Origin of the sequence: Marinilactibacillus kalidii, from assembly GCF_017599325.1 — a bacterium.
Taxonomy (GTDB): domain Bacteria; phylum Bacillota; class Bacilli; order Lactobacillales; family Carnobacteriaceae_A; genus Marinilactibacillus; species Marinilactibacillus kalidii.
In genome coordinates this window covers 15,959-36,515 of sequence record NZ_JAGFVM010000018.1, presented here as the reverse complement: position 1 = coordinate 36,515, position 20,557 = coordinate 15,959, and the positions used below count along the sequence as shown (strand labels likewise).

Annotated in this window: 24 protein-coding genes; 9 read left to right on the top strand and 15 right to left on the bottom strand. The window is 35.8% G+C overall.

Going from position 1 to position 20,557, the window contains the following annotated elements; genetic code table 11:
• Nucleotides 1-423: 423 nt before the first annotated feature.
• From J5J05_RS03855 to J5J05_RS03840, 4 genes are all read right to left on the bottom strand, one after another.
• Nucleotides 424-948 (bottom strand): GNAT family N-acetyltransferase, encoded by a 525-nt coding sequence (locus J5J05_RS03855; protein WP_208559355.1) that lies wholly within the window; start codon nucleotides 946-948, stop codon nucleotides 424-426.
• A gap of 90 nt (nucleotides 949-1,038) precedes the next feature.
• The gene (locus tag J5J05_RS03850) at nucleotides 1,039-2,388 is read right to left on the bottom strand and encodes a glucose-6-phosphate isomerase (protein ID WP_208559354.1); all 1,350 of its coding nucleotides are present in this window, start codon (nucleotides 2,386-2,388) and stop codon (nucleotides 1,039-1,041) included.
• A 108-nt stretch (nucleotides 2,389-2,496) separates the two neighbouring features.
• Nucleotides 2,497-2,919 (bottom strand): hypothetical protein, encoded by a 423-nt coding sequence (locus J5J05_RS03845; protein ID WP_208559353.1) that lies wholly within the window; start codon nucleotides 2,917-2,919, stop codon nucleotides 2,497-2,499.
• Nucleotides 2,920-2,998: 79 nt separating this feature from the next.
• Nucleotides 2,999-3,382, bottom strand: a complete 384-nt coding sequence (locus J5J05_RS03840) for a CvfD/Ygs/GSP13 family RNA-binding post-transcriptional regulator (RefSeq protein ID WP_208559352.1) — start codon at nucleotides 3,380-3,382, stop codon at nucleotides 2,999-3,001.
• 189 nt (nucleotides 3,383-3,571) lie between these two features.
• On the opposite strand from J5J05_RS03840, the gene J5J05_RS03835 reads away from it, so the two are divergent.
• Nucleotides 3,572-4,753, top strand: coding sequence for a MalY/PatB family protein (locus J5J05_RS03835; RefSeq protein WP_208559351.1), 1,182 nt, complete (start codon nucleotides 3,572-3,574; stop codon nucleotides 4,751-4,753).
• Nucleotides 4,754-4,838: 85 nt separating this feature from the next.
• Here J5J05_RS03835 and J5J05_RS03830 read toward each other — a convergent pair whose 3' ends face one another.
• Nucleotides 4,839-5,699 carry an ROK family protein gene (locus tag J5J05_RS03830; protein WP_208559350.1) on the bottom strand — a complete coding sequence of 287 codons (861 nt, stop codon included), beginning with the start codon at nucleotides 5,697-5,699 and terminating at the stop codon, nucleotides 4,839-4,841.
• A gap of 75 nt (nucleotides 5,700-5,774) precedes the next feature.
• Nucleotides 5,775-6,365 (bottom strand): peptidylprolyl isomerase, encoded by a 591-nt coding sequence (locus J5J05_RS03825; protein WP_208559349.1) that lies wholly within the window; start codon nucleotides 6,363-6,365, stop codon nucleotides 5,775-5,777.
• A 274-nt stretch (nucleotides 6,366-6,639) separates the two neighbouring features.
• On the opposite strand from J5J05_RS03825, the gene J5J05_RS03820 reads away from it, so the two are divergent.
• Genes J5J05_RS03820 through J5J05_RS03810 form a run of 3 tightly spaced genes read left to right on the top strand, consistent with a single transcriptional unit; the run spans nucleotide 6,640 to nucleotide 8,729 of the window.
• The gene (locus J5J05_RS03820; protein WP_208559348.1) at nucleotides 6,640-7,131 is read left to right on the top strand and encodes a divergent PAP2 family protein; all 492 of its coding nucleotides are present in this window, start codon (nucleotides 6,640-6,642) and stop codon (nucleotides 7,129-7,131) included.
• Between the two features lie 52 nt (nucleotides 7,132-7,183).
• Complete coding sequence (locus tag J5J05_RS03815) at nucleotides 7,184-8,185, top strand: NAD(P)/FAD-dependent oxidoreductase (RefSeq protein WP_208559347.1); 1,002 nt, start codon at nucleotides 7,184-7,186, stop codon at nucleotides 8,183-8,185.
• 34 nt (nucleotides 8,186-8,219) lie between these two features.
• Nucleotides 8,220-8,729, top strand: coding sequence for a phosphatidylglycerophosphatase A family protein (locus J5J05_RS03810; protein WP_208559346.1), 510 nt, complete (start codon nucleotides 8,220-8,222; stop codon nucleotides 8,727-8,729).
• Between the two features lie 52 nt (nucleotides 8,730-8,781).
• On the opposite strand, the gene J5J05_RS03805 is transcribed toward J5J05_RS03810, so the two are convergent.
• Genes J5J05_RS03805 through cls form a run of 5 tightly spaced genes read right to left on the bottom strand, consistent with a single transcriptional unit; the run spans nucleotide 8,782 to nucleotide 13,949 of the window.
• A complete protein-coding gene (locus tag J5J05_RS03805) occupies nucleotides 8,782-9,408 on the bottom strand; it encodes a TIGR01906 family membrane protein (protein ID WP_208559345.1) in 627 nt (208 codons plus the stop codon).
• Nucleotides 9,408-10,178 (bottom strand): TIGR01457 family HAD-type hydrolase, encoded by a 771-nt coding sequence (locus tag J5J05_RS03800; protein ID WP_208559358.1) that lies wholly within the window; start codon nucleotides 10,176-10,178, stop codon nucleotides 9,408-9,410. Before J5J05_RS03800 ends, J5J05_RS03805 begins: the two co-directional genes overlap by 1 nt.
• A gap of 48 nt (nucleotides 10,179-10,226) precedes the next feature.
• Nucleotides 10,227-10,952: a YutD family protein gene (locus J5J05_RS03795; RefSeq protein ID WP_208559344.1), complete on the bottom strand. Its 726-nt coding sequence runs from the start codon at nucleotides 10,950-10,952 to the stop codon at nucleotides 10,227-10,229.
• An 11-nt stretch (nucleotides 10,953-10,963) separates the two neighbouring features.
• Nucleotides 10,964-12,352 (bottom strand): bifunctional metallophosphatase/5'-nucleotidase, encoded by a 1,389-nt coding sequence (locus tag J5J05_RS03790; RefSeq protein ID WP_244244603.1) that lies wholly within the window; start codon nucleotides 12,350-12,352, stop codon nucleotides 10,964-10,966.
• A gap of 58 nt (nucleotides 12,353-12,410) precedes the next feature.
• The gene (gene cls / locus J5J05_RS03785; RefSeq protein WP_208559343.1) at nucleotides 12,411-13,949 is read right to left on the bottom strand and encodes a cardiolipin synthase; all 1,539 of its coding nucleotides are present in this window, start codon (nucleotides 13,947-13,949) and stop codon (nucleotides 12,411-12,413) included.
• A 155-nt stretch (nucleotides 13,950-14,104) separates the two neighbouring features.
• Between cls and J5J05_RS03780 the strand changes: the two genes are divergently transcribed.
• Nucleotides 14,105-14,662 carry a hypothetical protein gene (locus J5J05_RS03780; RefSeq protein ID WP_208559342.1) on the top strand — a complete coding sequence of 186 codons (558 nt, stop codon included), beginning with the start codon at nucleotides 14,105-14,107 and terminating at the stop codon, nucleotides 14,660-14,662.
• Between the two features lie 47 nt (nucleotides 14,663-14,709).
• Here the strand turns inward: J5J05_RS03780 and J5J05_RS03775 are convergent, their stop codons facing one another.
• Nucleotides 14,710-15,342: a copper homeostasis protein CutC gene (locus J5J05_RS03775; RefSeq protein ID WP_208559341.1), complete on the bottom strand. Its 633-nt coding sequence runs from the start codon at nucleotides 15,340-15,342 to the stop codon at nucleotides 14,710-14,712.
• Between the two features lie 252 nt (nucleotides 15,343-15,594).
• On the opposite strand from J5J05_RS03775, the gene J5J05_RS03770 reads away from it, so the two are divergent.
• Together J5J05_RS03770 and J5J05_RS03765 are read left to right on the top strand one after the other, a co-directional pair.
• Nucleotides 15,595-16,188, top strand: a complete 594-nt coding sequence (locus J5J05_RS03770) for a ribonuclease H1 domain-containing protein (protein WP_208559340.1) — start codon at nucleotides 15,595-15,597, stop codon at nucleotides 16,186-16,188.
• A 128-nt stretch (nucleotides 16,189-16,316) separates the two neighbouring features.
• On the top strand, nucleotides 16,317-17,072 hold the full coding sequence (locus tag J5J05_RS03765; protein WP_208559339.1) for a GNAT family N-acetyltransferase: 756 nt from the start codon (nucleotides 16,317-16,319) through the stop codon (nucleotides 17,070-17,072).
• 49 nt (nucleotides 17,073-17,121) lie between these two features.
• Here the strand turns inward: J5J05_RS03765 and J5J05_RS03760 are convergent, their stop codons facing one another.
• The 3 genes from J5J05_RS03760 to hisJ form a co-directional block, all read right to left on the bottom strand.
• Entirely contained in the window at nucleotides 17,122-17,718 is a 597-nt protein-coding gene (locus tag J5J05_RS03760; protein WP_208559338.1) for a nitroreductase family protein, read from the bottom strand.
• A gap of 163 nt (nucleotides 17,719-17,881) precedes the next feature.
• Entirely contained in the window at nucleotides 17,882-18,103 is a 222-nt protein-coding gene (locus J5J05_RS03755) for a YdbC family protein (protein WP_208559337.1), read from the bottom strand.
• Nucleotides 18,103-18,888 (bottom strand): histidinol-phosphatase HisJ, encoded by a 786-nt coding sequence (gene hisJ / locus J5J05_RS03750; protein ID WP_208559336.1) that lies wholly within the window; start codon nucleotides 18,886-18,888, stop codon nucleotides 18,103-18,105. Before hisJ ends, J5J05_RS03755 begins: the two co-directional genes overlap by 1 nt.
• Nucleotides 18,889-19,085: 197 nt before the next feature.
• On the opposite strand from hisJ, the gene J5J05_RS03745 reads away from it, so the two are divergent.
• Nucleotides 19,086-19,916, top strand: coding sequence for an ATP phosphoribosyltransferase regulatory subunit (locus J5J05_RS03745; protein WP_208559335.1), 831 nt, complete (start codon nucleotides 19,086-19,088; stop codon nucleotides 19,914-19,916).
• Between the two features lie 37 nt (nucleotides 19,917-19,953).
• Entirely contained in the window at nucleotides 19,954-20,556 is a 603-nt protein-coding gene (gene hisG / locus J5J05_RS03740) for an ATP phosphoribosyltransferase (RefSeq protein ID WP_208559334.1), read from the top strand.
• The last annotated feature ends 1 nt before the right edge of the window (nucleotide 20,557 follow it).

Sequence of the window (20,557 nt, the reverse complement as noted above, 5' to 3'; positions counted from 1 at the left end):
CATTCGTTTAGTTGTCTTGATTCATAAATGAATCGAAGACCCCTGCACATTTGGTTGTTTTTACTTTGTTCAGTTTTCAAAGATCTACTCTTTATGACTTAGATATTTTGTTGTTACCGCGTTAGCAGCAACTTTTATATCTTACCACGTTGTCTCTTCGATGTCAATAACTTTTTTAAAAAGTTTTTTCTTCTAAACCTTATCAAACCAAGGTTGGAAGCGTTAACTCGCTCGACTTATAGTAGTATATCATCTCGTGATATTCTGTGTCAAGAAAAACATTTATTTGTTTTTCCGACTCATTTCGTCTCTCACAAGCGACAAGATATACTTTATCATGATATCGATTGTCGGTCAATAGAAATCTATCGAATATTCTATTTTTATTTTCAAATTTTGTGTTATCTAAGATGAAGTCCTTATTTAGAGCCTTTTCTCATATAGATTAAAGCTAGACTGACTATGCGGTTCATTACGCTTATGTTCTTCAACTAGCAAGAAACCAATCGAGGAATAGAAATGATTCAAATATTGATTAGTTGATATACAATCTAATCTCACTATTTTTTTCTCTTTGTTTTTTGCTACTTTAATTGCTGCTTTCACTAATTCTTTACCGCTTCCTTTACCATGTACCTGATGTCCTAAAGCAACTCTATGCAAATAGACTATATCGTCGCTTGTTTCTCTGCCCCATAACTGAGCATCCCATGCGCTTTGCTCTTCAAGAAGAATAAATACGCCTAATAACGCTTCATCGGAATATACGATGTAGACATTTTGTTTTTCTATAGCTTGGTCAGTTCTATGGACATCTACTCCCCGGAGCAAATCTGACCACTGATCAGAACCTTTCTCTTTTAACCAATTTGCAGTCTCAACTAATACCGAAAAAACCTTATCGTAATCTTCTCTTCGAGCAACAACACTCTTGATTGAATTTCCCACTACTATATTCCTCCTTATATTCTTATAGTTAAAAATCTCCCATAAGCTAAATAGCTTGTGGGAGATTTTAGTTTATTTCACTTAACGATACTACAAACGATCATTTAATTCTTTTGCAAGTTCTTCAAACCCAGGTTTCCCTAGCAATGCAAACATATTTTTCTTGTACGCTTCCACTCCAGGTTGATCAAATGGATTTACGCTGTTTAGATACCCAGAAATAGCCACTGCGATTTCAAAGTAATAGAACAAGTAGCCTAATGTATATGCACTCGTATCCGGTATAGTAAGAACAAAGTTAGGTACATCGCCATCAGTATGGGCAAGTAGTGTACCTTGGAATGCTTTTGTGTTTACGAAGTCAACGTCTTTTCCTTCTAAATAACCTAAGCCATCCAAATCTTCTGATTCAGAAGGGATCTCAATTGATTTAGTTGGACGGTCGATTTTAATCACTGTTTCAAAAAGATTACGTCTTCCTTCTTGAATATATTGACCTAGAGAGTGTAAGTCTGTTGAAAAATTAGCACTTGAAGGATAAATACCGCGTTGATCCTTACCTTCAGACTCTCCAAATAATTGTTTCCACCACTCAGAGAAGTATTGTAGGTTTGGCTCATAGTTGATTAATAACTCAGTAGAATACCCTTTACGATATAATACATTTCTCAACGCAGCATATTGATAAGCTTCATTATTTGAAAGATCAGTATCCGTATACAAACTTGCTGCATCTGCTGCGCCCTTCATCAAGTCATCTAAGTTTCCACCACTTACTGCTATAGGTAGTAAGCCAACAGCCGTTAATACTGAGAAACGTCCCCCAACATCATCAGGAATAACGAAAGTCTCATATCCTTCTGTGTCCGCTAATGATTTTAAAGCACCTTTTTCTTTGTCTGTGGTCGCAAAAATACGAGATTTCGCTTCTTCTTTACCATATTTTTCAATAAGAAGATTTTTGAATACCCTAAATGCTAAAGCTGGTTCAGTAGTTGTACCAGATTTAGAAATGACATTTACTGAAAAGTCTTTATCGCCAATTAGTTCAATTAGGTCTGAAAGATAAGTTGAACTAATACTGTTTCCGGCAAAAAAGATTTGTGGCGTTTCTCTTTTATCAGAACTTAATTCGTTATAAAAAGAATGGTTTAAGAAATCAATCGCTGCTTTTGCTCCTAAGTAAGAACCACCGATTCCTATAACAACAAGAATTTCAGAATTTGATTTAATCTTTTCTGCTGCTTTCTTGATGCGTGAAAATTCATCTTTATCATATTCCGTAGGTAAATTTACCCAGCCTAGAAAATCGCTTCCTGCTCCAGTACCGTTTCTTACTGTATCATGTGCAGTTGTTACTTGCGCTTGCATGTTTTTTAATTCTTCTTCCCCTATAAATCGGCTTAAAACGTTTGAATAATCAAATGAAATGTGACCCATCCGAGTTCCAACCTCCATAATTTTTATATCGTTCATTGTTTATTTTAAATGATTTATACCATAAAAAACAAGAGGAACCTCAAAGATCCTCTTGTTTTATTGATATACTTAGATCAACAAAAACTGCGGAACACCAGATATCTCCCAGTCCTCAAGTGTCTTCGTTATTTTTTCAGAATGTTCCCAAGATAACTCACTGTTATCTTTCAATAAGTCTTGGGGAGAAGGGTGGCTCTCGTTATCGTAAATAAACACGAATAGAGGCACACTGTGGTTTTGAACTACAGCGTTAGTCAGCTCATTCAACTCAAGTTTTTCTACATCTATGTGTAATACTTCTTTTATTCTTTCAATGATACAAGCTAGCCCAGTCTTTTTAGGCAAAACTTCTGTTGCTGGAAAAGAAAATCCTTCTACTTCTTTTTTGACTAAAAACACATATCTATCTTCTTCGTCTTTAACTAGTACTGTACATGCCACATAATGATTTTTTGCTATCAAATTTACACCTCTCAGGATCCGACCAGCCATTCTGGTACAACTTCTTAACAATCGACTCTTAAATTGGTTAATTTTAAAGCTTCAGTATTGTAATTGTTTTTAGACTTCACTACTCTTGACGTTCGCCTTCTTCAATTTCTCGAAGTGCTTCATCTATCCAATTAGGAAATTTTCTACGAATTGACTCAAATTCCGTCCCTGATCGCCGCCCGTATCTTGGGTTCTTTTTTTTATTCGAAAAAGGATGATATTTGGGTTTGTTCAGTCCCCGCATCGATAGACTAATTTTTTTGCTGTATTCATCGATGTCCATGACGATCACATCTACAGCATCTCCAATCGTAACAATATCTTCAATTTCTTTTATAAAACCATGTTTAAGTTCAGAAATATGCACGAGCCCCTGTGTTTCATCATCTAATGCAACAAATACTCCATACGGTTGTATACCAGTGACATTTCCACGCACACGGTCTCCAATTTTGTATTCCATGAATTCACCTCTCTATCTTTCATGGAGTATTTTTCCAATTTATCCTAATTAGTATATCATGAATATTTTACTTAGGGAAATTCTCTAACTGCTTAAAAATCCTTAGAATAGGTGAGATTTTAAAAATCCATTATAGAATTCCAAAAAAATCAGCGTTATAATGAAAAAAAGTTATAAAGGATGTTTTATATGAATAGTCAATTTGATGAAATCGTTAAGCGTGCAGGAACAAATAGTGTGAAGTGGGATGGACGCGAAGCTATATTTGGTTCAGAAACCGCCTTACCTATGTGGGTAGCTGACATGGATTTTGATCATCCGAATACTATCAAGCAAGCACTGCATGATTTGATTGATTCTTCTATTCTTGGCTACGCCATGCCATCTACTCAATTAGTCCATGCAATTGCAGACTGGCAAAAGGAAAGACATCATATGGACGTTACAGAAGATAATCTTTTATTCTCACCAGGCGTTGTTGGAGCTTTAGCTGTATGTGTACAAGCATTAACTGATCCCAAAGATGGTGTTATGATTCATGACCCTGTCTATACTCCCTTCGCTTCAGTTGTAGAATCAAACAATCGAACGCTTTACAGATCGCCTTTATTTATTAGGGATGGGCAATATAAAATGGATTTCGATCACATTGAGCATCTATTATCGACGCAACCAATCAAATTATTTCTATTAAGTAATCCACACAATCCCGGTGGACGTGTCTGGTCAAAAGCAGAATTGATTAAGCTTGTCAATTTATGTATCAAATATCAAGTTAAGTTAGTCAGTGATGAAATCCATAGTGATTTAGTCTATTCTTCTGTTTCTATGTTCTCTCCGGTTACATTAAGTGAAGGCTATAAAGATTGGGTGATTACACTTCATTCGGCTACTAAGACATTTAACATTGCTGGAACCAAGTTAGCCTTTTATATCGTATATAATGAAGAAATAAAAAATAAGTTGCAGTTTGTTCAATCTCAAACCGAACAAAGTCATGTATCTACCTTTGGAATGGTTGCAACAGAAGCTGCCTTTACTAGAAGTTCAGAGTGGCATCTCGGCTTAATGCAGTATTTAGAAAAAAACCGAGCAGTTGTAACAGATTTTTTTGAACAGGAACTTCCAACAATTTTTTATATGATACCAGAATCCACCTACTTGTTTTGGTTTGATGCTTCAGCTTTGAATCTTAAAAGTGATGAGCTGAAAGATGCTTTCATTAAATTGGGGGATATTGCGTTAAACGATGGTCAAGCATACGGACATACTAGCGGACAATTTATGCGGTTGAATTTCGCTTGTCCTACCGCTGTGCTTTTAGAAGGTCTGTCTAGAATCAAAAAGGTTTTTGATTCTAGAACAAAGTAAAAATTTTCTTCAAAAAAGCGATTGAGCTTAGTGTCATGAACACTTCACTCAATCGCTTTTTTGTTTTAACCTTAATCCTACACGTTTATTTTTTTAATTCATTCATTGCCAAAATTAAGCTTCCTGTAATACCGGCATCATCACCCAAATCTGGACTCGTAATATATGATTCCAAATCTGGTGTTTCGACGTAATCATTCAATAACGTTTTAAAAGCACTCCGAATAAGTGGAAAGAGTTGTTTTTGTTTCATCACCCCTCCACCAAGAATAATTTTCTCTGGGCTTAATATTAACGTATAGTTCATCAACGCTTGCGCTATATAGTAAGCTTGAATCGTCCAAACTTCTTCACGATTACTTAGATTTTGCGCTTTATCGCCATATCTCTTTTCAATAGCAGGACCTGCAGCCAAGCCTTCTAAACAGTTACCATGATAAGGGCAAACACCTTCAAAAGAATCTTCAGGGTGCAGTTTAACTAGCACATGTCCCATTTCCGGATGACCAAATCCTTCCAAGGGTTTACCATCTACTACGGCACCTCCACCTATTCCGGTCCCTACCGTCAAATAAACACATGAAGACAGTCCTTTGGCAGCACCTGCTTCTAATTCTCCTAATGCTGCAGCGTTCACATCTGTTGTCCAACCAATTGGAATGTTATACCGTGCTTTCATCCGTCCAAGAAAATCAGTATTTTTCCAAGCAGTTTTTGGGGTAGTTGTGACAAAACCATACGAATCTGACTCTTTATTCACCCCAATTGGTCCAAATGAGCCAATACCTATTGCACTTAATTCATATTGATCAAAAAACGCAAAAACCTTTCCTAGCGTTTCGTCTGGCGTGGTTGTTGGAATCGTCATTCTATCTTGAATCGTAAGCGAATCATCACTGATAGCGCATACAAACTTCGTTCCCCCAGCTTCAATAGCTCCTATCATTCTCTACACTCCATTCAGTTAATATGTAAGGCAAGGCAAGGCAAAGTTTGCACTTCACCTTGCCTTAATGCTTTATTATCTATTGATCTCAATTGTTTTAATGACTACATCTTCATTCGGTTTGTCCATAGCATTGCGATCAACATCTTGTATAGTTTCAGCTACGTCTAAGCCTTTGATAACGTGTCCAAATACAGTATGTTTTTGATCTAACCATGGTGTTCCGCCATTTGATTTGTAAGCTTCAATAACTTCATCTGGGAAGCCTGCTTGCTCTAATTGTGGAACCATTTGTTCTGGAAGTTCTGACATTGTAACGATAAAGAACTGACTAGAATTCGTTCCAGGTCCAGCGTTCGCCATTGATAATGCACCTTTTAAATTAAATAGCTCTGGTGAGAATTCATCCTCGAAGTTACCGCCCCATAGACTTTCTCCACCCATACCGCTACCAGTTGGGTCTCCACCTTGAATCATAAAATTAGGAATCACTCTATGGAAAATAATACCATCGTAGTATCCTTTTTCAGCTAAACCAGTAAAGTTCTCTACTGTCTTAGGTGCATGCTCTGGAAATAACTCGACAGTGATATCTCCTTTGTTTGTTTTAATCGTTGCTGTTAAAGCATCAGCTTTTGCTTCTGCTAATTGTGGAAATTGGCTCATATTAATATTCCTCCTTCATAAGATCATTATTAGTTTACATTAGATCCCTTCTTTTTCCAATACCTTTTCGTTAATTGTCTTACAGTCTTTCATTTCATGAATTTTGTAATGGTCAATTAGCTTCAGGAATGACTATAAAATGATCATTTCAGACTACCATAACGGGATTCTTTTCTCGTTCTTCCCATCTAAATCGAAACTTTTATTTAGATAATATATCTATTCATGTTATGATAAATACTAGATTTGCATTTATTATAAAGGGAGAAATTCTATGCCATTTTTCAATAATTATCCTATGATAGCCGCTCTTTCTGCCATAATTATTACACAAATCATTAAAATTCCTGTTGCATTCATACTCGGAAGGCCAACATCTCTTGCATTAGCTACTTCTACTGGTGGAATGCCTAGTTCTCACTCTGCGGGTGTAACTGCATTGATTACGAGTTTAATTATAAAAGAAGGGATGGAATCACCTTTTGTTGCGATTGCAGCAACTTTTGGCGTCATCGTCATCTTTGATTCAATGGGGGTCAGAAGACAAAGTGGCGAACATGGCATCTTGATCAATGAACTGATCGCTGACTTTGAGAACCTAAGAAAAATGATTGTTAACCTTGGACAAGATGGTAGCAAAAGCGTGAAAGAAATGATCGATGAAACGAAACACTCAAAAGAGTTTCTTGGGCACAAACCAATTGAAGTATTTTTTGGAATATTGTCCGGTATTCTCATTGCACTAGGTATACACATATTCTATTAATGAACGAACACAAGGAAAGTTTTATATTTCATGATTTATTGGAGGAGTACCATTGGTAAGTGAAGAAAACATAACAGACATTACAATTATTGGCGGAGGACCAATCGGCATGTTCGCAGCTTTTTATGCCGGTATGCGTAATGCAAAAACAAAGTTGATTGAAACATTACCCGTACTAGGCGGACAAGTAGCCTTGCTCTACCCTGACAAAACGATTTACGATATTGGTGGCTATGCCGCTGTAACAGGAAAAGAGCTTATCCGTCAATTAACTGCTCAAATGCAACTATTTGATACTACGCTTTGTATGGAAGAAAAAGTTTTAAAAGTAGAAAAAAATGATGAGGACATCTTTGAATTAACAACTAACAAAGGGATTCATTATTCAAAATCAATTATTATTACTACTGGACAAGGTGCATTTAAACCTAGAAAACTATCGCTTGAACATGCTGAACAATTTGAAGATCATTCACTTCACTATATCGTGAATAATATCGAACAATACAAAGATAAAACAGTGGCTATCTGTGGAGGCGGAGATTCAGCCGTCGATTGGGCACTCACACTAGAGTCAGTCGCTAAAAAGGTCTATCTCATTCATAGAAGAGACAAATTCAGAGCACACGAAGCAACTGTAGAGCAAGTAAAGCAATCTTCAATCGAGTTGCTTACACCTTATGTTCCAGAAGCCTTACATGGAGAAGGTAATCAGCTTTCTTCAATCGTTTTGAAAGAAGCCAAAGGTAATCGTACCAAAACGATTGATTTAGATTTTTTTGTAGTCAGTTATGGTTTCAGTTCTTCTGTAGGACCCTTAAAAGATTGGCATGTCGATTTAGAAAAAAGTGAAATTTTAGTTAATCAAAAGATGGAAACTTCCGTTGAAGGAATATATGCAGCCGGAGACATCAGCACATATGATGGTAAAATCAAATTGATTGCTACTGGATTCGGCGAGGCACCAATAGCTGTAAACCATGCCGTACACTATATCCATCCTGAAGAGCATACTCAACCTTATCTAAGCACCAATCTTTCTTTTGATGAATAGATTGGTTTACACAATATAAAGGAGGAATTTAACTATGGTACAACCCAGTTCAAAATTACACAAAGTAGCTTTACAACGTCTAGAAGAACGTGGCGTAACATTAGAAGAAATTGCAGAGTTAGTCTTCGACTTACAAAAACCTTATATTTCAGATATATCGATGGAACTCTGTATCGAGAATGTTCGTTCTGTCATTAAAAAACGTGAAGTACAAAATACCATTCTGACGGGTATCGAACTAGATGTTCTATGCGAACAAGGGAAACTATCTAGTCCCCTACAAGAAATCATTCAAGAGGACGAAGGTTTGTATGGTATCGATGAAATTTTAGCACTATCGATTGTCAATGTTTATGGATCTATTGGTTTTACAAACTACGGCTATCTTGATAAGACCAAACCGAAATTGATTGGAAAGCTAGATAACCATGAGGATTCAAATGAAACACATACTTTCTTAGATGATATTGTTGGAGCGATTGCTGCAGCTGCTGCAAGCCGTCTAGCTCATGACAATCCTGGCATTTCAGATATTATGAAATAATAAATAGCCCCCCTTTCGCTGATCTTTGAACAGCAAAAGGGGGGCTATTTGTTTATTTGAATGCCTTTCTTTTACTATATTGATACCCTGAAATAAAGAATACCTCAATTAAAAAGAAAAATAAGATGAAGCAATACATGAAAAAGTCTTGCGGTAACGCATTGATGATCGGATCTGTTGCAGGATTAAACAGCCAAGCATCATTGTTGAAAAAAACTTGGTGAAAAAGCACAAACATTTGATCAAACCCAATTGCTAAAAACATCAACAATACTGGCGGCATAAGGCTAGCTATGAAAAACGGTTTAATCAGTAGCCACAATCGATTGGCTTGCTTCAAAAATCTCAAGTAGAAAAAAGTGATTACGCCACTAACCACCAAAACACTGTAGTTAACGTAAAACAATCTTTTAACTTCATAAAAATGAAGTAAGCCATCATTAGAACTAGGGAAATCCGGGAAATTCAACTCATTTATCCAAGGAAAATGGAGATAGCGCAAAAGGACATAGTAGTTAGCCATCAACCGCTCATAACTCAGATCTAGCATTTCTGGTATATTCTGCGAACGGATAGTGAATTGATATAAGGGTACGAACCAGATTGTAATCCCGATCGCAGCAGTAATCATAAAAAGAATCAAACAGAGTATTCCTAGACTATCTTTAATTCTACCCATTATCTTACATCCCATTCGTCTAGTGTTTGTATCGAATAAGTTGGTTGCTCAATAACTGTTTCTAAATCTGCTTCTTTAGTAAAACCAGTATAGACAAGTAAGGTGTCTATCTCGTTTTCAATTCCAGCAAGAATATCCGTTTCGTAGTTATCCCCTACCATCAATACCTCACTTTTTTCTAGTCCAATTACTTTTAATGCTTCATTCATAATAATGGATTCTGGTTTTCCAACAAATGTTGGTTTTATTCTGGTAGCTTTTTCAATCAGTGCAACTAGTGATCCGGCTCCCGGTACCATCCCTCGTTCGGTAGGAAGATTGGTATCTTTATTAGTAGCAATAAAAGAAGCACCTTTTTGAATAGCTAAGGTTGCTGTCTCACATTTTTGATAGGTTAGCTCACGGTCCAATCCAACGACAACATGATCAGGGTTTTCTTCGTCTACAATGAATCCAGCTCGTGCAACAGCTTCATGCAAACCTTTTTCACCAATTACATAAACTGATTGACCACCAAGTGTTTTTAAATAATCTGCAGTCGCTAATGAACTAGTGTATATTTCATTTACATAGGCTTCTACACCAAATTGATTAACGAGTTTTTCCGTTACATCTTCGGGACTGCTTGTAGAATTATTTGTTAGAAATAAAAATGGTTTTCCTGCTGTTCTCAGACGATTGATAAAGTCAGGTGCTTCTGAAATCGGCTCGTTTCCTTTGTACATCGTACCATCTAAATCAATTAAATAACCTTTATACTGTTTAACCATTTCCTCCATGAAACCTATCCCTCGTTTTCTGTTAGTTCGACATATGATTTATAAGTCTGTATGATTTTTTTGGCGTATTTTAAATTTTGTTTCGCCTTTTTGATTCTTGACCGTTTTAACTTTGTTATTGTCTGAATGATTTTTTTCAGTCTCAGTCATTACAGTTTGCTGACGATCTTTTTTTGTAAAACTCTTTTTAGTTTGTTCTTTTTTTGGTTGTTCTCTTTTTTTAGGGCTTGCTTTACTTTCATTTCTCTTCATCTGGTCAGATTTTTTCTGATTAGACTGCTTAGAAGATGCATTCGTCTTTCTATTTGTACTCGGTTTAGTATTTGGTTTGTTTTTTCTTTTAGGCTGAGATTTTTGTTTCTTTTTAGGTTCCATTCTTTCAAGTACAAAGTATGCACACCCAAAATTACAATATTCCGTTAAATAATCTTTTAAGCTAGATATGCGCATATCAATCGGCACTTTTTTATTTTTCGAATAATAAAATCCTCTTAAGCGTAACTTTTCATAAGAGATATCCCCTACAATATAATCGTATTTATCTAAAAAGTCGCTATATCTAGCTTCTAGCATTTCTAAATCTAAAGCTTCTCGATAATTTTCTACGACTTTGTATGCATCTCCGTTTAAAGAGAGTGTGTCGTGGTCAATTTTCTTTACAAGCCTGTTATCTTCTTTTAATTGGATTTCTATGGATTCTTCCAATGTCGCTTTTTCAATTACCGGTTCATTTAATTCTTCTTCGTTTCTAAGTGTGTCGTTCATAAGATCCCTTCTTATTCCATATTTATCGGGTAACGTTTGTTTAGGTACTGACCAACTATTTTTCTTAAAAAATGCGGAAATAATACTTCATATTCAGCATCATTTGTAATCTCAGGGAAGAATGGCACAAATAAATAGTGATCGACTGTTGCAATTGAATAAACTTGTTCGTCTATTAACGGTTGTCCTTTTAACATTATCGTTTCTCTATCTATTATTTGTATATCTTTATAACAGAGTTGCCCAAAGACTTCCCCTCTAAATCCTAAACCTTTGATAGGAAGTGTCCGAAGCCTATCTTTTTGTTCTTCCATGGATTCTATCAATAATTTGAGTGCTCTGCCCTTCAATGAGAATTTCAAGATCCGCATAGGGTGTGGCAATGCTCTGTGTAAATCATCATTTGTTACATCGCCTTCAATCAGCGGCTGTAAAAACAGTCCTGCATTCAGTATGGCACTATCAGTATTGGCGTAGTCACGAATAGCTTCCATTGCAATGTCTACAAAATTAGTCTGTTCGTTCCAGTCTACTACTAGATTGTTAGGAATCTCTGCAATCTTTTGCTTTTGTAATAATTCATGTCCAATCTGTATATATTGTTTAGCCAATTGTTTTTCATCCGGTACTGCTGGTATTTCTTCCTCTACACTGATTACTGTAGCCTTAGCCATTTTAACGGTATGTTGGTCAAAGTACAAATCAATTTGTCCAACATGCTCGTCAAATTTTCCAGCTCCGGTCAGTAGGGTTTGATTTACCCTCTCCCCTTCGGGTAAAAGATGATGTGTATGTGCTCCTATTATAACATCTAATTCAGGAAATTCTTTTGCAATTTTACGATCATAGTTAATACCCAAATGACTAAGTAAAATCCAATTATCAATTATATTTTCGTACTCCTGCAGCTTCTCTCTGATTGCCTCGAAAGGATCCTTTACATCCCAACCAAGCGGTCCATAGCTCACAGCTAAAGGTATTGTGCAAGCAATCACGCCAATTCTAGTCTGTTCTTTTGTTTTATAAAGTTTAATTGTGCTAGCCCAATTTGGAGATACCCCCGAAGACCGGTCGGTCAAATTAGAAAGAATAACATCGAAATTTGCTTGATCATATAAGTGATCTAATTGCTCTTTTGTACTTCCTATTCCTTCATTGTTGCCTATTGTAGCCGCATCATAGTGTGCATCATTTAGTAGTCTTGTCATCGCTTTCCCATCCGTTGCTTCAGTGAGCGGATGGACTCTATCACATGCATCGCCAATGTCAAAAATATAGCAATCTTCCAGCTGCGATCTGTGTATTTCCCGTTTTTCTCTAAGGAAAGCTGCTGTTCTAGGCCAATGATCTAAGTGCGAGTGTATGTCATTTGTATGATAAATCGTGACTTTTTCCAACATCTTATCCTCCAACATTCTTTTAAACAAGCTTCGGTTCTATGGAACTATTTTAATGAAATCACATTAATGGTGCAAATAATCGCAGAATTCTTTTGGCCACTCTCGCTATTTTTGAATCCGAAAGTTCCGATAAAGATATTTTTTCACTCAATTTCTCTGTTTCATTAAAATCTAATACCATATTCTTAATTTCAGGTACACCGTATAAAGCAACAGCATTTTCGAAGTGAAGGTACAAGCTTCTATAGTCAAAATTAATTGTTCCAATCACCGCACTTTCTTCATCAACGATTACAGATTTCGCGTGCATAAAGCCTGCTGTGTATTCAAATACTTCGACCCCAGCATCAATTAATTCTTTATAATATGATCGACTGGTCATATGAACTAAGTACTTGTCCCATATTTTCGGAAGAATAATTTTCACACTTACGCCGCTTTGTGCAGCCAGAGTCAAGGCAGTTTCTAGATTTTCATCAAGTATTAAATAAGGGGTATAGATCAGTACCGATTTCTTTGCTTGATGAATCATTTTAACAAATACATGCTCTCCAACATTTTGTGTATCCGTGGGGCTATCCGCATAGGGCTGAACATAGCCTTTAGATTCTTGTCTAGTTGGTCCATCAAAAGCAGGTAATAATAATGTCATTTCTTTTGCTGACAGGGTTTCATCCATCGTTTGCCATAATTGAAGAAAAATCAACGTTTGTCCCCAAGCTGCAGGACCATTCATTTTTATACCTGTATCTTTCCAGTGTCCGAATTTTTCAATTGCATTAATATACTCGTCTGCTATATTAATGCCTCCTGTGAAAGAAACTTCCCCATCGATAGATAGAATTTTTCGATGATCGCGATTATTTTGTGAAGACGTCAGAATAGGATGAAATGGATTATACACTCTGCATTGGATCCCTTTCTCTTCTAATAGCTGCTTTGTTTGCTCTGGAAGGGTTACAAAACTACCAATGTCATCAAACATCACCCGTACTTCCACACCCTGTAATGCTTTTTCAGCTAATATTTCTTGTATTTCACTCCACATTTTTCCTTCTGATACAATAAAGAATTCAAAAAAGATATACTTTTTTGCTTCTTGTAGCGATTGAAGCATCGACTCATAATAGGTTTCCCCAATTTCAAAATATTGAATATCTGTAAGATCGTATACTGGAAAACCCATTGTTTTTTCCAGATAAAACATCTGCGTAGCATATTCAGGGTATTCTATAGATGCCCGTTCCAAAGTATTCGGAAAAGTATTTAAGTAAGATCGATGAAAATCATAAATTTTCTCTAGTTTTTTCTGTAATTTTTTTGTTTTTGTTTGTCGATTGAACATTAAATAAAATAACGCACCATACACTGGAAAAATCAACACTTGAAGAATCCAAGTAATTTTATACGCTTCTTTACCTTTTTTTCCAACTACATGCAGTGCAATCAAAATAGATACAGCCGTAAATACTGATTCTAGTACAATCGAATAAGCAATAGATTGATTAATCATAAAAGAGAATATACCAAATTGTATCACTATGAGTAATGCCAATAACACTCTTCTTCTAAATATTTGAACCAGCCATTTATGCATATCGCCTTCACGCCCTTCTAGCTTTCTACTACATCAGTATGCCTCTTTTTTTTACTTTTGTCACGCTCGTTTTAATGCTTTCTTTTCGCAACAGTTTGTTATTTATGGTAATTTATTAGCATAGTCTTTTACATATAAAAGAAAGGAGGATACCCTTGGAAATGAAAAAAAATGCTCCTACAAAAATAGGATTATCATTATTAACACTTTTCATGATTGTTGGTTTATTTACCGAGCTTCTTCCAAGATATTCTGTTCATCACTCTTCTATGATCATTGGAACCATTGCTTACGTTAGTATGGTTGTTTTAGCTTGGTTTTCTAATGATACTTCTCGTTTCACTATCAAATTTCTTACACTCGCTGTCGCTAGTTTTGCAACTTTTCATATTGTCAGCGAGATACTATTTCTGCAGTCGCTCACTTTCTTAATGATTACCAGTGTACTAGGTTACGCTGCTCTAGCGGTATTCGTTTTAGCAATCGCCACGAAACTGATGAACCTCGTCAGTCAAGGACCTTTGTCTTCGTTAATTGTAAATGGCTTACTCACTATGAGTACAATACTTGTCTATTGGCATGTCGCGTCTATTAACGTAGTCCAATCTTCGTTAGTATTTTTTGTACCATTCACTTTGTTAGGCCTGTCAACAATTATTCAGTTTGCCTATCGTCTAATATTCGTTAAACGTTTATTACAAACAAATGCTTAATATAAAAAAATGCGTCTTTCTATGATTAAGTAGAAAGACGCATTTTTTTATTGCTCAACAATTCTAGTCCCATGGAACTGATCAGTTTCAATTACTTGCTTCACTATTTCTAAATTTTCATGTGTAATACCACCGCCTGGTAAAATTTCAATTCTACCTTTAGCGTGCGTAATCAATTCATTTAATCTATCTTGATGTTCGATTAACTTTCCCGATTTTTTCCCATGAGTAAGTATACGGGTTGCGTGATGATCAATGAGCCATTCCATCTCCTCAAATTGATGATCTGGCGAAATTTCGTCGAACGCCATATGAAAAGTGACTTCTACTTGCTTACATTTTTTTAGCAACGTCTCCATCAATACGTGATCTATTCTATTGTCTTCTGTTAAACATCCCAAAACAACTCCATCTGTTCCCAATTCAATTGCTTGTTCAATATCATTTTCCATGATAATGCCTTCTTGAATTGAATAGTTGAAGTTTCCCCCTCTAGGTCTGATCATCGTCATAACAGGCACAGCTTCTTCCTTACAATATTCTACTGTGCGTTTAATCACGCCATAGGATGGTGTCGTACCGCCTACTGCCAAATTGTCACAAAGTTCTATTCGATTTGCGCCATTTTTTATAGCAGCTTGTATTTGTGTAAAATTTTCTGCACAAAATTCTTTTATCATGATAGTCCCCTTCATCCAGATGCATTTGATCTTTAAGATTATTATACTTGACCATACTCAAATCGCGTCTCAATAAGCTCCATCAATTGAGTAGGGTTTATCCGTTAGGTTACTTTTTTCATGAAACATCGCTATGAAGATATTTCATTTATTCTTAAAGTACTGAATCTGTCATCTTATGTCAATGAAGGATATTGACAACGCCTTATCGATTACATAAAGTAGATAGTGCTTAACTAAATGGAGGTACGTATGGCTCAAAAATTTTATGCAGTAAAAAAAGGAAGAAAACCAGGTATTTATACGACCTGGCCACAAGCTCAACAACAAATTTCAGGCTATTCTGGTGCAGAGTTCAAATCCTTTGCAACCAAACAAGAAGCTGAACAATTCATCAACCCAAAAGAAGTCGTCTCGACAGTGTCAGCGGAAGATACTGTGTTTGCTTATGTAGATGGCTCTTTTGATAAAGTCAGCAATCGCTATAGTTACGGTGTAGTCATGCTCAAAGATGACAAAGTGATTGCCAAGATGAGTAATGCTGACAATGATCCAAGATATGTCGAAAGTTATCAAATTGCTGGAGAATGTTTTGGAAGCTTAAATGCCATCAAATGGGCTAAGGATAATGGTTATAAGAAAGTAATCGTTCACTACGATTATCTTGGTATCGAAATGTGGGCTACTGGGAAATGGCGAGCAAATAAACAAGTTTCTAAAGACTACATTACTTTTTACCAACAAATTTCTACCGGCATTGAAGTAGTATTCCAAAAAGTAAAAGCCCATTCGGGTATAGAATTCAATGAAATCGTTGATCAACTTGCAAAAGACGCTTTGAAATAATCATCGTCGGATAGATTTTTCTGTTAAAGAAGAAATCCTATCCGACTTTTTTATTAAGCTACTAATGTCTATCTTTGAGTTGCTATGCTATGATAAATAGTATACATAAAGATAGGAGAATGATACATTTGAAATTGTTAACGATCGACCAATTAATACTGAAGCAGTTTGCTATTGATATGGATTGTTCTATAGAAGAACTCCAAGGTGCTGAGCATCTTTTTAAAACTATAAAGGGTACAAATAAAAGTCGCTATTGGGCGCGTAATGCCGGCACCATAATTTTTTATAAAAATAATTTATTTTGTCGCACGGAAGACGAAGTATTAACAAAGAAGTTAAAAGAAACCTATAAAAACCGCGCTGGTGAATGGTTTGGAGACATCAATAATTTAATTGAACTGAATGCGTTACTAAAACCTTTTGATTATAAGATGAGTCACTACTCTCCCTTCTTTGTTCCCAAAAACTGGACACCACTTGAAACAGATTCTTCAAATCTAAAGATCTTTGAAGCAGCTCAACTTTCATCTTTTAAAGACGATGAACGTTTTGAAGAATCTTTTTTATACGACGAAACAGATCCGGACAAACTTGGAATTGCCCACATTGTTGACGATGAAATTGTCGCTATGATCGGTACGAATCATAATGGAGAATATACCTGGGAAATTGGTGTCGAAATCGTGGAGGACTATCATTCAAAAGGAATTGCTACGAATCTAGTCAAAACAATGACAAAAGAGATTATCGAAAGGAATAACCAGACTATCCTTCCTGTCTACAGCACACAATTCACTCATACCAAATCAATAAATCTTGCTATTAGAGCTGGATACAAACTAGGATGGACTGAGCTCGTACTCGAAAAAATAACCCATTAAAAAAAGTGATCACTCTTCGGTAGAGTGATCACTTTTTTAATAAAATAAATTAGTTTCCGAATACTTTGAAACGATCTTCGTCGTTCATGTATTCTTTATCACCAGCAGGTGCTTTTGGAGAACCAAAGACTAATTGACCTCTTAGTTTCCAGTTTTCTGGTGTGCCCCATTCTTGTGCAACTCTTTCGTCGATTACAGGATTGTAATGTTGTAAGTTAGCGCCAATGTTTAGTTGAGCTAACGCAGTCCATACGTTTACTTGAGCGATTCCACTTGCTTGGTCAGACCAAATCGGGAAGTTTTCAGCGTAAAGCGCAAATTGTTCTTGCAAGTTTTTAACAACGTCTTGATCTTCAAAGAATAAAACAGTTCCTTTAGCTTGAGCGAAACCTTGTAGTTTAGCTTGAGTATTCGGGAATGCTGCTTCTGGTGTTAATGGTTTTAATAATTCTTCAGTGATTGACCATAATTTTTTATGCTCATCATTAAGTAAAATAACAGCTCTTGAAGTTTGAGAATTGAATGATGTTGGTGATTCTTTAACGACTTCTTTAATTAATTCAACAACTTCTTCTTCAGAAACTGAAATGTCGTCTCCTAAACTATAAATCGAACGGCGTGTTTTTAATTCATCTAAAAATTGCATGTATAAATCTTCCCTTCTATTTTAACCTTACTTTTTGTAACTAACAACATTATACCGCTTTTGCTAAAAAATGCAATGAAAAACTACAAATTCGTAATAGTTATTATCGTATAATTTTCGTTACGATTCTATTGCAATTAATCACTTTTCGGTGACATCACTCTTAAATATCCATTTCATTCAATACATTTTTTAATGACTTGAGATCTTCTGCCGATAATGTCAGTCCTTTACCCATCTTAGTATAATCCGGACTCCAGTCTCTAATGTCAAACTTTGGGTCGTTGCCATTCCAACTGACTAGATTCAATTCCTTTTTCCAGCCACTCTTTCCTTCACTGATCTTACCAATATGTTCCATGATTTCAAATTCTATTCCAGCCATTAGTCTATCTCTCCTTCTATAAAATATCGTCCGACATCTTTTGGTTCATGGGCATCTGAACCCGTTTCTAATATCAAATCCAATTTTTTTGCTCCAGATAAAATCGTTTTGTTGGGATAGGGTTCTCCGTAATCTGGCTTATCCATGCCTGCAAAGTTATAGTCTAATTTGTATTGATTTTTCTTAGCTAATGTTAAGAGCTGTTTCCAATTTATCTCGTCTGTATAACCATATCCTTTTTTAAATTTATGAATCAAATTAATATGGCCAATCTTTTTAGGTGTCAATGTGCCAAAAGGTTCAGACAGCGCTAGTTTCACTGTTTTCTCATAGAGTGTATAAAGCATTTCGTACCCTAATTCACTACCTTTTTCTACAAAAGATTCTTTACTGTAGTCTATACAGTAATAAGAGGCATCCGGTAATTTTAAAAAGTGTACACTTAAAATTGAATAAGGGATCGTCTCTGGATATTGCTCAAGGAATAACTGCGTCTCTTTTTCTTTTCCTTCAATATAATCTACTTCAAATCCTGCATTGATTTCAATTTTATGTCCGTATTGCGCTTTTAGACCTTTTACTTCTTTTAAATATGCATATACATCTTCTTCTCTCATTGCACTATCTTTACTAGGAACAGGATCATCAATTGGGAGTGGAGCATGCTCAGTAAAGGTGATGGCTTCTAGGCCTTTTTCAATCGCTACTTTAACATACTGTTCCATTTTATGTTTTGTCCCGTGCGGGCAGTATTGCGTATGAACGTGACTATCAGATTTTTTCATTTTTTCATCTCTCTCTACACGTTTTCTGGGATATAGGATAATTCTCTTATGCTAAATTAGTGTACCGTATTAATTTCATCTAATCTATTCATAATAAAGCTGTTTTATGTTACTATTTTGGGTATTAGTATCGCTTACTAATACCAAGTTTGATTCTATCAAACTTGACAAAAAAAAGAAACGAGGAAGGAATTATTATGAATACTACTAGCCTGAACAAATCCATACTCCATCAGAAGAAACAAGAACTGGACTTCCTCCATCATTTTCATGGATTAGGCTATGACTTGATTGATTTATCTGCCATCGAAAAATTTGACTGGACAACCCTTTCATCCGATGACTTAGGATTAATGACTGAACGCCATAAATGGCAACACGAAGGTGCATTATATGCCCTTAGAAGCGATTGGACGAATGCAATCGTTCGCTATCGACAAAAGTATCAGCTACATTCCGAAACGATTGCTTATTCAGGACCCATTTACACTTTAACAACTGAAAAACACCAATATGGACTAGAAACGTTCACTGGTGATGTAAACAAACAAATGGCCGTATTAAAACAGATGGTGAACTACATCAAAGATACGTTGACACTGCCACTTTCGGTAGCAGTAATCAGCCACAATACATTATTAAAAAATCTTCTTTCAGAAACTGAATTGAACGATGCACTGACGCGCAAATATATTCAGGAACGTAATCGTGATGCTTTAAAGGCAAAACTAGGTGAAGAACATCCAATCATTGATTTGATGGCCCAACCAGCTGCTGAACAAGCCAATTATGTTAAAACAAATATGCCGCATCTAAAACGTCATATCGAAGAAATGAACCATTGGGAAAAAATATTAATCGAAGAAAAGGTTTCTTATGTTTACGGAGATATGCTAGCACTGCCTTCACAATCCTATTATAAAGGAATTTCTATTCAGTTATATGCTGAAGATCAGGTAGAACCGATTGCTTCTGGTGGTCAATACTCTAGCCCCTCAAATGCTTTCGGCATCGGATTAAATATATAAAATCACTATAATTAAATAGATGGAGGAAAAAAACGGTATGATCACTATTGCGCTATCTAAAGGAAGACAACTAAAAGATTTCATTAATTATTTAGAAGAAAAAGAATTAACGGACTGGAGCTCAGCTTTAAACGCAATCTCTAGAGAGCTTGTCGTAGAATTACCCGATGTTAGGTTTTTACTGGTAAAAGGTGAAGATGTCCCAGTTTATGTTGAAGAAGGCGTTGCTGATTTAGGCATTACAGGTAGCGATGTATTATTTGAACAAGATAGACAGATCAACAATTTGATGGACTTGCCTTTTGGTTATTGCCATTTTGCGGTAGCGGCAAAAGCTCCTCAAGATACCTATCCTGTAGTTGCGACAAAGTACGTTAACTTTACAAAAAATTATTTCGATTCGATCATGCAGCCTGTTAAAATTATCCAACTAAAAGGATCCGTTGAACTCGCGGCTACGATCGATATGGCAGATGCCATCATGGATATCGTACAAACGGGTACGACACTTAAAGAAAATGGTTTGTATGAACAAATTCAATTAGATGAGATCAATGCGCGTCTCATTTCTAATAAGCATGCTTATTTTGCAAAAAATGATGAAATTCAAACAATCATGAATCAATTGAGGATGAATTAAT